This is a genomic window from Ventrimonas faecis (assembly GCF_040096075.1).
Lineage (GTDB): Bacteria > Bacillota > Clostridia > Lachnospirales > Lachnospiraceae > Brotaphodocola > Brotaphodocola faecis.
On record NZ_JBBMFJ010000023.1, the window covers coordinates 47,628 to 62,583 of the forward strand.

The window sequence follows — 14,956 nt, forward strand, 5'->3', positions numbered from 1 at the left end:
CCACCTCTTTCTGCATTTTTGCATGTAACATATATTATAACCAAACTTTTTCACTTTGTCCATTATGAATAGATGTTTCGTTAAAAAATGGTGAATCTTGCACATTGTAAATATTTCTGTCATTTTTTTATCGAACATTTTCACAAAAATAACTGATAAAAATTGTCATACTTGCCAGTTTGATGCACATTTATACCAAAAAAACCGTCACACTCGAAAAATGTGACGGTTTTAACGATTTTCTGCCTAAATAACTTTCTTCTTATCTTAATATAAGTTTTAGGCTATCCTGTTTTATTTAATTTCTTCATACGGAACACGGTTGATGCCTTCCTCTACCGCTGCCTTCGCTACCGCATTGGCTACAGCCAGGGCAACCCGCTTGTCAAAGGAGGACGGAATGACATATTCCGGATTCAGTTCCTCCTCCGGGATGACTGCTGCGATGGCATGAGCTGCCGCAATCTTCATGTGCTCGGTGATGTCTTTTGCCCGCACAGCAAGGACACCCTTAAAGAGTCCCGGGAATACCAGCACATTGTTGATCTGGTTCGGATAGTCAGAACGTCCGGTACCAACCACTGCTGCGCCGCCTGCCTTTGCCTCATCCGGCATGATCTCCGGAACCGGGTTTGCCATGGCAAATACGATACCGTTATTCATGGTGGCCACCATCTCCTTGGTTACCAGATGCGGTCTGGAAACGCCGACAAAGATGTCTGCTCCCTTTAACGCGTCTGCCAGAGTTCCATGCTCTTTGTCTTTATTGCTGATGTGGGAGATTTCCTCCTGACCGGAATTTAAGTTCTCGTCACCTTCGCAGATGATACCGTTGATATCGCACATGATGATGTTTCCGAAGCCCATGGCGATGAGCTGTTTGCCGATGGCTACGCCTGCAGCGCCCGCGCCGTTGATGACAACTCTGAGCTCGCCCATCTTCTTGCCGGTCACCTTCACTGCATTCAGGAGAGCCGCGCCAACTACGATAGCGGTACCATGCTGATCGTCATGGAATACCGGGATGTCACAGCGCTCTTTCAGCTTTTTCTCGATCTCAAAGCATCTCGGAGCCGCAATGTCCTCCAGATTGATGCCGCCAAAGCTCTTGGAGATCAGGGCAATGGTGTTGACGATGGTGTCTACATCCTTGGAATCCACGCACAGCGGGAATGCGTCCACGCCTGCGAATTCTTTAAACAGGGCACATTTTCCTTCCATAACCGGCATACCGGCAGACGGACCGATATCACCAAGACCAAGAACTGCCGTTCCATCCGTAATAACAGCTACCAGATTGCCCTTACGGGTATAATCATATGCCAGAGACTCATCCTCCGCAATCAGCAGACACGGCTCTGCGACACCCGGGGTGTAGGCAATGGAAAGCTCCTCCGGAGTAGTCACCTTCGCGCGGGAAATGACCTCGATCTTACCTTTCCACTCTTTATGTTTTTCAATTGCAAGCTGTTTTTTATCCACCAGTTTATCCTCCTGAAATATGTTGTTAAATTTTATTCTATTTTAGTACAAAGGAAAAATCGCGTCAACCTTACAAAAATATTGTTATCCGGCATTTTTGTTGCCTGGACAACGGATTTTCTGTCCATTTATGTTTATAATAAAATCAGATTTCATACACCAAGGAGGTTTCACTATGAGCTTTATCAAAAATATCGACAAATCCGAGGTTCTCACCTTAAAGGAACAGGTTTCCTACCAGAAAGGCCAGGTAGTCAGCAAGCCCCTGGCTCAGAATGACGCGTTAAGCGTTACCCTCTTTGCCTTCGATAAAGACGAGGAGATCAGCACCCACGAATCCGGCGGTGATGCTTTTGTCACCTGCTTAGACGGCGTCGGCCGCATCACCATCGACGGCAAGGCTTACGAGCTGCACGAGGGCGAGTCCATCGTCATGCCGGCCAAGCATCCGCATGCCGTGTATGGACAGGAACAGTTTAAAATGCTGCTGGTTGTGGTTTTCTGATTTTTGTGGTATTCTGGTAAAAGCAAACTGACTGGTCACACCAGCAGTCAGACAAACGGGGCTGTATACAGGGGTTTTCTCTGCATGCAGCTTCTTTTTTGTTTAATTTCTAACAAACTTTTAGGAAATCTAAAAAATTTTTAGTTTTTCCTTGCTATTTTCACCGTCATTCTGTATACTGGGAGTCAGTTGCTAATGAGAAACATAATCAAAATAAACAAAACCGGAACTATCCCATCCATAGTTACCAAACAAAAAGAGAGGTAAATCAGATATGAGTCGTTTGGAGATTACCAGTCCCAACCAGGCGCAGCTTATGATCGAAGAGCTGTACAAAGACCTGGAGCGGAGAATCGAGTCCAGCCCGCCAGGCCTCTGCCCGGTTGACATGACCCGTGCTTTTGTAGAGATGTGCCACACCCACACCTGCGGCAAGTGCGTGCCATGCCGCGTCGGCCTGTGGCAGTTAAAGAACCTGCTCACCGATGTCATGAACGGCGAAGCTTCCATGGAGACTTTAAAGCTCATGGAGGAGCTTTCCCAGAGCATTATGAATGGCGCGGACTGTGCCATCGGTTACGAGGCTGCCTTTGCGGTATACCGCAGCTTAAAGGAATGCCGCGAGGACTATGAGGAGCACGTTCACCAGGGCCGCTGCACCTGCAATTACAGCATGCCGGTTCCGTGTGTTTCCCTGTGTCCGGCTCATGTGGACATCCCGGGTTACGTTTCCCTGGTGCGGGAAGGCCGCTATGCCGACGCCATCCGCCTGATCCGCAAGGACAATCCGTTCCCGACCACCTGCGGTTTTATCTGCGAGCATCCGTGCGAGGCCCGCTGCCGCAGAAACATCATCGACGATGCCGTAAACATCCGTGGCTTAAAGCGTTTCGCTGCTGACTATGCGGGCAAGGTTCCGCCGCCAGCCTGCTCCGCTTCTACTGGCAAGAAGATTGCCATCATCGGCGGCGGCCCTGGTGGTTTAAGCGCAGCTTATTATCTGCAGCTTATGGGACACCAGACCACCGTATTTGAGATGCTTCCGAAGCTGGGCGGCATGCTTCGCTACGGTATCCCAAACTACCGTCTGCCGAAAGAACGCCTGGATGATGACATCAACGCCATCCTGGAAACCGGCGTGAAAGTTGAGTATGGCAAGCGCATCGGCACCGACATCACCATTCAGGCGCTCCGCAAGGAGTACGATGCCGTGCTCATCACCATCGGCGCAAGCACCGATAAGAAGCTGGGCATTGAGGGTGAGTCCGCCGAGGGCGTCATCTCCGCAGTCCGCTTCCTGCGTGATGTAGGCAAAAACTTAAACCCGGATCTGACCGGTCAGGAGGTTGCTGTCATTGGCGGCGGCAACGTTTCCATGGATGCGGTCCGCACCGCAAGACGTCTCGGCGCAAAGAAGGTGTCCATCCTCTACCGCCGCCGGGTAGCCGACATGACTGCGCTTCCGGGTGAGATTGAGGGAGCAATTGCCGAGGGCATTGAAGTAAAAACCCTCATGGCTCCGGCTAAAATTGATGTAGATGAGAATAATCATGTGCGCGGTGTCTATGTCACCCCGCAGATGATCAGCAAGATCAAGGGTGGCAGAGCCAGCGTGCGTGCCACCGGCGAGCCGGATATCTTTGTTCCGTGCCAGACCCTGATCGTGGCCATCGGACAGGATATCGAGTTCCAGCACTTTGAGGAGGCCGGCCTTCCGGTCAACCGCGGCAAGATCCAGACCGAGCGCTACGGCGGTTTCGACAATATGCCTGGCGTATTTGCCGGCGGTGACTGTGCTTCCGGCCCGGCATCCGTTATCAAAGCCATTGCAGCAGCAAAAGTTGTTGCGGCAAACATTGACGAATACCTTGGCTTCCGCCACACCATCAGCTGTGATGTGGTGCTTCCAGAGCCAGACCTGCGCGACCGTATCCCGTGCGGCCGTGTCAACCTGACTGAGCGCGAAGCCTGCGAGCGCGTCTGCGACTTTGAGGGCGTGGAAAACTGCATGACCGAAGCAGAGGCCAGACAGGAAGCCAGCCGATGTCTCGGCTGCGACCACTTCGGCTATGGAATCTTCAAAGGAGGTCGTGAGAACAGATGGTAAATTTAAAGATCGATCATAACGAAATCTCGGTTCCGGAGGGAACCACCATTATGGAAGCGGCAGCCCTGGCGGGAATCGACATTCCGAAGCTCTGCTACTTAAAAGATATCAACGAGATCGCGGCCTGCCGTGTCTGTCTCGTAGAAGTAGTCGGCAAAGAGAAGCTTGTAACCGCCTGCAACAACAAGGTGCAGGAAGGTCTGGAGATCCTGACCAACAGTCCAAAGGTCCGCGTAGCAAGAAAACAGAATGTGCAGCTGATCCTTTCCCAGCACGATTTTAAGTGCGCCACCTGTGTCCGCAGCGGCAACTGTACCCTGCAGACCCTTTCCAATGATTTAAACATCATTGACCTGCCCTTCAAGGAACGTGTGGAGCATGCCCCGTGGGATAAGAACTTCCCGCTGATCCGTGATACAGAAAAATGTATCAAGTGTATGCGCTGCATTCAGGTCTGCGATAAAGTTCAGGGGCTTGGCATCTGGGATGTGACCAGTACCGGTTCCAGAACCACCGTCAATGTCAAAGGCAACCGCAAGATTACCGATGCAGACTGTGCCCTCTGCGGCCAGTGCATCACCCACTGCCCGGTAGGCGCCCTTCGCGAGCGCGATGATACCGAGAAGGTCTGGGAAGCTATCGCGGATGAAAAGAAAACCGTTGTAGTTCAGATTGCTCCGGCCGTACGTGCCGCATGGGGCGAGGCCATGGGCATGAAGCGCGAGGACGCTACCGTTGGCAAGATCCTTGACGCATGGAAGCGCATGGGGGCTGACTATGTATTTGACACCTCCTTCTCCGCAGACTTAACCATTATGGAGGAGGCAACCGAATTTCTGGAGCGCTTCCAGAACGGCTCCTTAAACAACTGGCCGATGTTCACCTCCTGCTGCCCGGGCTGGCTGCGTTTTGTAAAGACCCAGTTCCCGGAAATGGTGCCGCAGCTTTCTACCGCGAAATCTCCTCAGCAGATGTTTGGCGCCGTCATGAAGACTTACTTCGCCCAGTCCATCGGCGTGGACCCGGAAAACATTGTGACCGTATCCGTTATGCCCTGCGTTGCAAAAAAAGCAGAGGCAAACATGGATTTCTACTATAAAGAATACGCAGGCAAGGACGTGGACATCGTACTGACCACACGAGAGTTCACCCGCATGCTGCGTGAAACCCACATCCGGCCGGAAGTGCTGACGGACCGCAAACCGGACAGCCTTATGCAGGAGTGGACCGGCGCCGGTGTCATCTTTGGTGCTACCGGCGGCGTCATGGAAGCAGCACTCCGTACCGCTTACCATGCCCTGTCCGGCAAAAATCCGGACCCGGATTTCTTTCACGACATCCGCACTGTCAATGAGGAATATGCGCTCACAGAAGCAAACCTCGACTTTAACGGAACCACGGTCCGCACCGCCATTGTCAGTGGCCTCGGCAACACCAGAAAACTCCTCGAGGCGATCCGGCGTGGCGATGTATCCTATGACTTTGTAGAAGTCATGGCCTGCCCCGGCGGCTGTGTCGGCGGCGGCGGACAGCCGATCTGCGACGGCAAAGAACTTGCCGGAGTGCGCGGTGAAAACCTGCACTTTTTAGATCGGAACAGTAAGATCCGCTTCTCTCATGAGAATCAGGACGTGGCAAAGCTGTACCAGGATTTCCTTGAACATCCTCTTTCCCACAAGTCCCACATGATCTTACATACGGACCATAACGCATGGTCCATGCACGAAGAGCAGTAATTCGTGCAAAGGTTACTCATTTCCTTATTATCCTTCTATTTTGCCAAAAGAAACGCCGCCCCGGTTCTGCCAGGACGGCGTTTCTTCTATATATAATACTTCTATCTGATTATAATTCTCACTTATTTTTCTTCCGGCACATGCCACTCCCAGTTGCGGATCTCTTCCAGATCCTGGCCATACTCGGCAATGTACTGTTTGTGCTCTACCAGTTTGTCATTCATCTTCTGGATCAGGAAGGAACCGCGGTTGCCTAACTGCGGCAGATGCATCACGGCATCTTTTACCAGGCTGAAGCGGTCAAGCTGGTTCTGGACACGCATATCGAACGGTGTGGTGATGGTGCCTTCCTCCTGATAACCGTGAACAGACATGTTATGGTTGTTGCGCTCATAAGTCAGCTCGTGAATCAGGGTCGGATATCCGTGGAACGCGAAGATAACCGGCTTATTCGGAGTAAAGATTGCGTCATACTCAGCGTCACTCAGTCCATGCGGATGCTTGTGGTCGCTCTCCATCTTGAACAGGTCTACTACGTTTACCACGCGGATCTTTAATTCCGGAAGCTCATCCCGCAGGATGGTAACAGCAGCCATGGTCTCCAGAGTCGGGGTATCACCGCAGCATGCCATAACCACATCCGGCTCTTCACCGCAGTCATTGCTTGCCCACTCCCAGATGCCAATACCCTGGGTGCAGTGTTTCACAGCCTGCTCCATGGACAGCCACTGACAGCTCGGATGCTTGGAAGCAACAATGGCATTCACATAATTCTTGCTCTTGATGCAGTGGTCAAAGCAGGAAAGCAGGCAGTTGGTATCCGGCGGAAGGTACATGCGGACAACATCTGCTTTCTTGTTGGCGATGTGGTCTAAGAAACCCGGATCCTGATGGGTAAAGCCGTTGTGGTCCTGCTGCCATACGTTGGAGGTCAGGATGAAATTTAAGGATGCGATCGGGCGTCTCCAGGACAGCTGGTTGCAGACCTTTAACCACTTTGCGTGCTGTGCTGCCATGGAATCCACAATACGGATGAATGCCTCATAGCTTGCGAAGAAGCCATGACGTCCGGTCAGCAGATAACCTTCCAGCCAGCCCTCACACATATGCTCACTCAGCATACCATCCATGATGCGGCCGTTTCTTGCCAGCTTGTCATCGGTCGGAAGCAGCTCGCCGTTCCAGTCGCGGTTCTGCTCTTCAAATACTTTATAAAGGCGGTTGGACATGCTCTCATCCGGTCCGAAGATACGGAAGTTCTTGCTGTCCTCATTGAGTTTGAAAATATCGCGGATATAGCCGCCAAGCTCGATCATATCCTGAGCCTTGGTCTTGCCCGGCTCCACCGGAATGCCATACTCGCGGAAATCCGGAAGACGAAGGTCTTTCAGAAGCAGGCCACCGTTTGCGTGCGGGTTTGCGCCCAGGCGGGCATTGCCCTTCGGTGCCAGCTCAGCCAGCTCCGGGATCAGGCGTCCGGTTTCATCAAACAGTTCTTCTGCGTGATAGCTCTTTAACCAGTCTTCCAGAAGCTGTAAATGCTCCGGCTTCTCCATGCTGATCGGAACCTGATGGGCACGGAAAGAACCCTCGATCTGCTGTCCGTCTACGAATTTCGGACCGGTCCAGCCCTTCGGAGTACGCAGGATGATCATCGGCCACTTCGGGCGTTCCGGATCCTGCTCATCTCTTGCGTGTTTCTGAATTGCCTTGATCTCCTCAATCACGGCATCCATGGTCTCTGCCATCTTCTTATGCATGGTCATCGGATCATCGCCCTCAACAAAGTACGGCTTCCAGCCGCAGCCCTCGAAGAAGGACTGAATCTCGTCGTGCGGAATACGGGAGAAAATGGTCGGGTTGCTGATCTTATATCCGTTTAAGTGCAGGATTGGAAGCACTGCGCCATCGGTGATCGGGTTTAAGAATTTATTGGACTGCCAGGAAGTTGCCAGCGGGCCGGTCTCTGCCTCGCCGTCACCCACAACCACCGTTGCGATCAGATCCGGGTTATCAAATACGGCACCAAAGGCATGGGCAATGGAGTAACCCAGCTCACCGCCCTCGTTGATGGAGCCAGGAGTCTCCGGCGCACAGTGGCTCGGAACGCCGCACGGGAAGGAGAACTGCTTGAACATCTTCTTCATGCCTTCCTCATCCTGGCTGATGTTCGGATATACCTCGCTGTAGCTTCCATCCAGATAAGTGTTGGCAATCAGGAAGTTGCCGCCATGGCCCGGACCGGAAAGAAGGATCATATCCAGATCATAACGCTTGATGGCACGGTTGCAGTGCACATACACGAAGTTCTGTCCCGGCACGGTTCCCCAGTGTCCGACGATCTTCTTCTTGATCTGATCCATGCTCAGCGGTTTCTTTAACAGCGGATTATCTAACAGGTATAACTGACCGGCAGACAGATAGTTTGCCGCGCGCCAGTAGGCGTTCATCTTTTCCAGCATTTCCTCACATAAAGGCTGCTTTTCCAGACAGGTGTTGTTCTCCATAACATTACCTCTTTCTTTTTGCTTGTCTCATTCCATTGCAGTGGTCTGTTATTTTTCTAACGTTTACGATTGTATTTTCGCACATACAATGTAATCTGTAAAATGCAATTTCTGCATTGTATCCATATCAATCTGATATGGATGTGGCGCAAAGCGTGGATTTTCCTGGGATTCTGTATTATAATGAGGGTAAGTTTTTGAGAAAAAGGTAACTGTGAGGGTACTGAACAGTTACAGAAAAAGCACCGTTAGACAGGGTTCGATTCCCAGCTGCAGGCAAAAAGAATTTTTCGATTTTACAAGGGAGATTGACATCGCATGACATCGAATTTTGAATACTACAAAATTTTTTACTACGTGGCAAAATACGGCAACCTGACCCGGGCTGCCGCTGCCTTAAACACCAGCCAGCCCGCCGTGACCCGCGTCATTCACAAACTGGAATCGGATCTGGGCTGCCGTCTTTTTGTCCGCAGCAAATCCGGCATGGAGCTAACCGCGGAGGGAAGCCGGTTCTTTGAGTATGTCTCTGCAGGCTGCCTGCAGTTTTTCCGGGCGGAAAGCCACTTAAGCGACCTGCTGCAGTTGGAAAACGGCAGCATCTCCATCAGTGCCACCGAGACCGCCCTGCATTCCTGGCTCTTTGCGGCCATGGAAGCCTTTCATCAGGAATACCCGGGTGTTCATTTCCAGATTTTAAACCACAGCACCCAGGATTCCATCCAGGCAGTGCGGGATGGCAAGGTAGATTTTGCCGTGGTTTCTTCCCTTCCGCTCCATATCTCTGAACCGCTGCGCATGAAAAAGCTTCACGCCTACCGGGACATCCTCATCAGCGGCAGGCGGTTCTACGAACTGAAGGACCGTCCCGTTTCGCTCCGGGAACTGGCCTCCTATCCCTGGATCAGCCTGACCTCGGAATCCATCAGCCGCACCTTCCTAAATACCTACTTTGCGCAGTATGGTCTTTCCTTTTCACCGGACATGGAACTGGCCACCACCGACCTCATTCTGCCCGCCGTGCGCCACAATCTCGGCATCGGATTCATCCCCGAGGCCTTCGCCCACAGCGAACTTGCCGCCGGAAATATTTTCCAGATCCAGATAGAAGAACAGTTCCCAGAGCGCAACATCCTTCTGATTTCCGATTCGGAATATCCGCAGAGCGTAGCCTCAAAAGCATTCCAGAAATTCGCCCAATAGCATGATGGGACATGCCCCTATATTTTTATTCCTGCAAGCTTTGCCACCTGCATCTCCATCCGGATTCCGGCAAACCACAGTTTCGCGATCTGCTCCTGAAGCGGGTTGATATGCAGATAGTGTTTCATATAGTAAAGGGTGCTCTCCTCCCGAAGCCGCTGGCGTTTCATGGCGTCGGAGAAAGATTTGCTGATGGATGCGGAGTGTTCATGATCATAATGCTGGTTTAATAAAAGCACGCTGCGGTAACCCGCAGTCTGCATCCGGCGGCCAAGGATCTGCTCTTCTTCATAGAGAAAGACTCCCTCATCATAGCCTCCGGCCTCCAGAAATTTTTCCGTGTCCACCATCAGCATGGAGCCGTGCACAGCCCCCACATATACAGCATTGCGCCCGGCAAAATACGAATCCGGGTAGTCAAAGCTTCTTCCAAACAGACGCCGGCTCACCGGACCCATGCTTAAAAGTTCCCGGGTGAAGCTGCGCAGCGGCCAGCCGTTTTTCAAGTCCGGAAAACGCGCATCGTGGATCCGGGTAGTTACGATTCCCACCTCCGGATGACGGGCAAAGACTGCCAGCATCGCTTTTAGTGACTGCTCTAAAAATACCACATCCGGATTCGCAATCAGAACATAACTGGCTCCGCCCTCCCCTGCGGCATAACGGACGCCAAGGTTGTTGCCGGAGCCATAGCCGCCGTTGTGGCCGGCGGAAAGCACCTGAAGCTTACCAGGCTGATCTGCGGCCGCCGGTACCTGCGCATTCTGCCGGTCCTGCTTCATTCCTGCTGTATCTGTTCTCAGCTCTGATTCCAGTTTTTTTAATCGCTCCAGAGAGTTATCCGTGGAGGCATTATCCACCACAATGATCTGATGCAGCACCTTGTAATCCACGATCTGCTTTACCAGTTTTTCCGTGGTCTCTGCATCATTGTAATTCAAGATCACACAGCTCAGACGTACACTCATGCCTCCTGCTCCTGCTCTGCTGCTTTCCCTGCTCCGCGCTTTGTAGCCGATGCTTTCCCTTCACAGGTTTCACCCTCGGCAGCCTGCTCACCTTTCGGCTGCCGCAGCTTCTCCGCCCGTGGCAGCGTTACGCACATCGCCAGTGTCTGCAGCGCGGAATTTTTATAAAAGTGATTGTAACGGATGTTCTTTAACCGTCCTGCTGCCGACTGATACGGCAAAGCCAGAAACGCGCGCAAGGTCATGCGCTGTGCCTTGTCCATGTCTTTCCAGAACCGGCGTCCGAAGGCAATGCCCTGGTTTAACATCCGGCGGTAATTCTGCTCCACCTCTTTGCCGCGGCCAAGACGGGCCTTCATTTCTCCAAAGCTGCCTGCGTCCTTCGCGCCCAGCACATTATCCCCGTGCTGACGGTATTTAGAAAGCGTTCTCGGCATAAACTCAATCACGCCAAAGCAAGATGCGGTAAGAGCCATCCACCAGTCGTGCATACAGCAGATTTCCGGCTTCTTCGCACAGCGCGCGAGCAGTGCCCGGTTGATCATGGAGGCTCCGCCGGTCACCTGGTTCTCCACCAGAAGTTCCGCAAAACTGTTGCGGTCCGGATCCTGATGGGTATAAGCCGCAAAGCTCGGGCTGATCTCGTAAAGTTCTTCATCCACCACTTCCATATCCGAATATAGCAGGATCGGGCACTGCTTTCCCAGCCCCTTCTCCAGCACCTTCATCCGGTGCAGCATGACACTGACTTTGTTATTCTCCCAGACATCATCCTGATCACTGAAGAAAATGTACTCGTTTTTCTCATCCTTCAGAGCTTCCTGCATCAGCCAGAAAAAGTTCCCGGCCGCGCCGCCCGTATGCTCTGTTCTGTGATGCAGAAACACCTGCTCCGGATACCACCCGGCATAGTTCTCCAGCATTTCCCGGGTTCCGTCATCGGAGCCATCGTCCGAGATCAGAATCTTCACCGGTACAGTCTGGGCTAGGATCGTGTCCAGCTGCTGCTCCAGATACTGCTTTCCCTGATACGTTGCCATTAAAACGGTTACCATTGTATTTTCCTCCATGTTTGTCCCAAACCAGCATTTCCTTTGTTTCTGCGCTGCCATATGCTTACGCTTTCCGCTCCTGCAAGCCCCGTCCGCAACGGCCGCCTACGCTTTCTTACGGCTCTCCACCAGCTTCATGCCAAGCTTCCGGCTCACGATCCGGCGCACCGGCGGACAAACTGCCGTGGCATAATCCAGCATATGATACGCCAGCATATAAGCCCGTTTCCCCTCCTGCTTCGGCGCCCCCGCCCAGGGGGTCTTTGCCAGATACAATTCATAGGCTCTGCGATAATGATTCAGATTGCCCGCAATCCAGGGCCGCTCATCTCCCATGTAATGGATAATGGAAGGATGCTGCTTTGCAATCTGCAGTTCTCTCGGCGTTACGGCTTTGTAGGTCTTTCCCAAATGCGTCAGCTCCCGGTAAGAAAAATACCGGTAATTGGTAAAGAAGTTGTAGCGGGGCATCAGGGTATAGATCTGTCCTTTCAGCGTACCGTTGATCACATCCTGATCGCTGGCAAAGAGTTTTCCGCCTTTGCTCTTCCAGAAATCCAGAAGCTTCTTCTGGACTTCCTGCTCCCGCCACTGTTTTAAGTCTGTTAAAAGAACCCCGGAATTGTAATAGGGATCATCCTCACCCAGACCAATGGATTCCTTCACTGCCTGGTAAATGGTAGGCTCCATCACCGCTCCCACAATCTTTCCTTCCAGATTTTCCTTCCACAGATGCTTTAATGACTGCAGCACCACCGTGTCACAGTCCAGATACAAGACCCGCTCCACGGACTCCGGCAGCATATCTCCCATAAACAGGCGCAGCATAACGCTGATATCAAAGCCACCGGTATCCACCTCATATCCAATGCGCTCCCGCAGATCATCCAGATTTAAAAAGACCAGCTTTCTCCCAAAATGCTCCGCAATTTCCCGGAGTTTTCCCTGATTTTCTTCCGAAAGTCCCAGAGTCAGCACATAAACGGCAATCTCCGCAAAGTCCCGGTTCCGATCGAGCAGGGAGTACAGCGATGTGCCCAGATGTCTCGCATAGCCATCGTTGGAGGCGTAAACCACATTCATACATTCCCGGTCCATACTACTCTCCCATGCACTCCGCCGTGCGCTTGAGCGCAGACGCAATAACCTTGTCCATGTCATAATATTTATACTCTGCCAGACGTCCGCCAAAGATCACATGATCCTCTTTCTCTGCCAGTGCCGCATACTGCTGGTACAGTGCCTGGTTCTTCTCATCATTTACCGGATAGTAAGCTTCCATGCCTTCTTTCCAGTCTGCCGGATACTCTCTGGTGATGACGGTCTTCGGCTGGGTGCCGAACTCAAAGTGCTTGTGCTCGATCACGCGGGTATACGGAGTCTCACGGTCCGTGTAGTTGACCACGGCAACCCCCTGATGATTCTCCTCATTTAACACCTCAGATTCAAAGCGCAGGCTGCGGTACTCCAGCTTGCCAAACTGATACTGATAGTAGGCGTCGATGGTTCCGGTGTATACAACCGTCTCGCCCAGCGCGTCATAATGCTCCCTGTGTTCCAGATAATCCACACCGGTCTCAATGTCGCAGCCCTCAAACAGCTTGTTGATGATCACGTTGTAGCCGCCAATCGGAATACCCTGGTATAAATCATTGAAATAGTTGTTGTCATAAGTAAAGCGCACTGGAAGCCTGCGGATGATGAAGGCCGGAAGGTCTTTGCAGTCACGGCCCCACTGCTTCTCGGTATAGCCCTTTACCAGCTTCTGGTAAATATCCGTTCCCACCAGGCTGATGGCCTGCTCTTCGAGGTTTTTCGGCTCGCCGGCCACTGCTTTCTTCTGCTCTTCAATGATAGCCTTGGCCTCTGCCGGAGTGCTGATGCCCCACATCTTGCTGAATGTGTTCATGTTAAACGGCATGTTGTACATCTCACCCTTGTAGTTGGCCACCGGGCTGTTGGTGTAGCGGTTAAACTCGGCCAGATGATTCACATAGTCCCACACCTGACGGTCACTGGTATGAAAAATGTGCGCGCCATAACGATGCACATGAATGCCTTCTACATCCTCACAATACACATTTCCGCCAATATGATCGCGTTTTTCCACAACCAGGCAGGTTTTTCCACGCTTCTTTGCCTCGTAGGCCCAGACACCTGCATAAAGTCCGCTTCCAACCAGTACATAATCATATTTCTTCATAAAATCGTCCACCTTGTCTTTGTTCTGATCTGACCATTTTCTGCTTCCTCCGGACAAATCCCGGCCAGGGTCAAAAACGGCCTTTTTCTCTGTTTACTACTATACTATAGCTTGGTCAAAAAGTAAATTTGTTGTCGTGGACACCGCCGCCTTTTACTGTTATAATTGTAAGGAACTCCCGCGCAAAACCGGGGAGCGCAAAACGGACAGAACCTGGTCCGAAGCAAACGAAAATACGAAGAAATACAATATCCGAACAGGAAAGGTGGAAAAATATATGTGGTTAGCAGATGGCTGGAAAGATTATCAGGTCATTGACTGTTCAAAAGGAGAAAAACTGGAAAAATGGGGTAAGTACCTCTTAGTCCGCCCGGACCCGCAGGTCATCTGGGATACCCCGAAGACTCACAAAGGCTGGAAACACATGAACGGCCACTATCACCGCAGCGCCAAGGGCGGCGGCGAGTGGGAGTTCTTTGATCTCCCGGAGCAGTGGACCATTGGCTACAAAGGACTGACCTTCAACTTAAAACCATTCAGCTTCAAGCACACCGGACTTTTTCCGGAGCAGGCTGCCAACTGGGACTGGTTCAGTGACAAGATCCGCAATGCCGGCCGCCCGGTCAAGGTCTTAAACCTCTTCGCCTACACCGGCGGCGCAACCCTGGCCGCTGCCAAAGCTGGTGCTTCCGTGACTCACGTGGATGCCTCCAAGGGCATGGTCGGCTGGGCAAAAGAGAATGCCGCTTCCTCCGGGCTCAGTGACGCTCCGATCCGCTGGCTGGTCGATGACTGTGTAAAATTCGTAGAGCGTGAGATCCGCCGCGGCAATCATTACGACGCCATCATCATGGATCCTCCGTCCTACGGCCGTGGCCCAAAGGGCGAAATCTGGAAAATTGAAGATGCGATTCATCCGCTCGTAAAGCTGTGCATACAGCTTTTATCCGATGACCCGCTGTTCTTCCTCATCAACTCCTACACCACCGGCCTGGCTCCGGCGGTTCTCACCTACATGATGAGCACCGAAATCGTACCAAAATTCGGCGGTCACGTAGAAGCTCAGGAAATCGGACTTCCTGTCACCGAAACCGGACTTGTACTGCCCTGCGGCGCATCCGGACGTTGGGAGAAGTAGCAGTATTATAAAGCACACAAAAATGCCGGGCGGCGCCAGCTGGCGCCGCCCCGCC

Annotated in this window: 11 protein-coding genes; 5 read left to right on the top strand and 6 right to left on the bottom strand. The window is 52.2% G+C overall.

Going from position 1 to position 14,956, the window contains the following annotated elements; genetic code table 11:
- Positions 1-294: 294 nt before the first annotated feature.
- Complete coding sequence (locus WMO41_RS11195) at positions 295-1,482, bottom strand: NAD(P)-dependent malic enzyme (protein ID WP_349229824.1); 1,188 nt, start codon at positions 1,480-1,482, stop codon at positions 295-297.
- A gap of 175 nt (positions 1,483-1,657) precedes the next feature.
- On the opposite strand from WMO41_RS11195, the gene WMO41_RS11200 reads away from it, so the two are divergent.
- From WMO41_RS11200 to WMO41_RS11210, 3 genes are all read left to right on the top strand, one after another.
- Complete coding sequence (locus tag WMO41_RS11200) at positions 1,658-1,987, top strand: cupin domain-containing protein (RefSeq protein ID WP_349229825.1); 330 nt, start codon at positions 1,658-1,660, stop codon at positions 1,985-1,987.
- A gap of 274 nt (positions 1,988-2,261) precedes the next feature.
- Positions 2,262-4,094 (top strand): NAD(P)-binding protein, encoded by a 1,833-nt coding sequence (locus WMO41_RS11205; RefSeq protein ID WP_349229826.1) that lies wholly within the window; start codon positions 2,262-2,264, stop codon positions 4,092-4,094.
- Entirely contained in the window at positions 4,088-5,830 is a 1,743-nt protein-coding gene (locus WMO41_RS11210; RefSeq protein ID WP_349229827.1) for a [FeFe] hydrogenase, group A, read from the top strand. The genes WMO41_RS11205 and WMO41_RS11210 overlap by 7 nt, the downstream gene beginning before the upstream one ends.
- 122 nt (positions 5,831-5,952) lie before the next feature.
- Here WMO41_RS11210 and WMO41_RS11215 read toward each other — a convergent pair whose 3' ends face one another.
- Positions 5,953-8,337, bottom strand: a complete 2,385-nt coding sequence (locus WMO41_RS11215) for a phosphoketolase family protein (RefSeq protein WP_349229828.1) — start codon at positions 8,335-8,337, stop codon at positions 5,953-5,955.
- 318 nt (positions 8,338-8,655) lie between these two features.
- Here WMO41_RS11215 and WMO41_RS11220 point away from each other — a divergent pair, with 318 nt between their 5' ends.
- A complete protein-coding gene (locus WMO41_RS11220) occupies positions 8,656-9,540 on the top strand; it encodes a LysR family transcriptional regulator (protein WP_349229829.1) in 885 nt (294 codons plus the stop codon).
- A 17-nt stretch (positions 9,541-9,557) separates the two neighbouring features.
- On the opposite strand, the gene WMO41_RS11225 is transcribed toward WMO41_RS11220, so the two are convergent.
- The 4 genes from WMO41_RS11225 to glf form a co-directional block, all read right to left on the bottom strand.
- Positions 9,558-10,508, bottom strand: coding sequence for a glycosyltransferase (locus WMO41_RS11225; protein ID WP_349229830.1), 951 nt, complete (start codon positions 10,506-10,508; stop codon positions 9,558-9,560).
- Entirely contained in the window at positions 10,505-11,578 is a 1,074-nt protein-coding gene (locus WMO41_RS11230) for a glycosyltransferase family 2 protein (protein ID WP_349229831.1), read from the bottom strand. The genes WMO41_RS11225 and WMO41_RS11230 overlap by 4 nt, the downstream gene beginning before the upstream one ends.
- A gap of 87 nt (positions 11,579-11,665) precedes the next feature.
- A complete protein-coding gene (locus WMO41_RS11235; RefSeq protein ID WP_349229832.1) occupies positions 11,666-12,658 on the bottom strand; it encodes a glycosyltransferase family 8 protein in 993 nt (330 codons plus the stop codon).
- 1 nt (position 12,659) lies between these two features.
- Complete coding sequence (gene glf, locus WMO41_RS11240) at positions 12,660-13,763, bottom strand: UDP-galactopyranose mutase (RefSeq protein WP_349229833.1); 1,104 nt, start codon at positions 13,761-13,763, stop codon at positions 12,660-12,662.
- A gap of 277 nt (positions 13,764-14,040) precedes the next feature.
- Here glf and WMO41_RS11245 point away from each other — a divergent pair, with 277 nt between their 5' ends.
- On the top strand, positions 14,041-14,901 hold the full coding sequence (locus WMO41_RS11245; RefSeq protein ID WP_349229834.1) for a class I SAM-dependent methyltransferase: 861 nt from the start codon (positions 14,041-14,043) through the stop codon (positions 14,899-14,901).
- Positions 14,902-14,956: the final 55 nt, after the last annotated feature.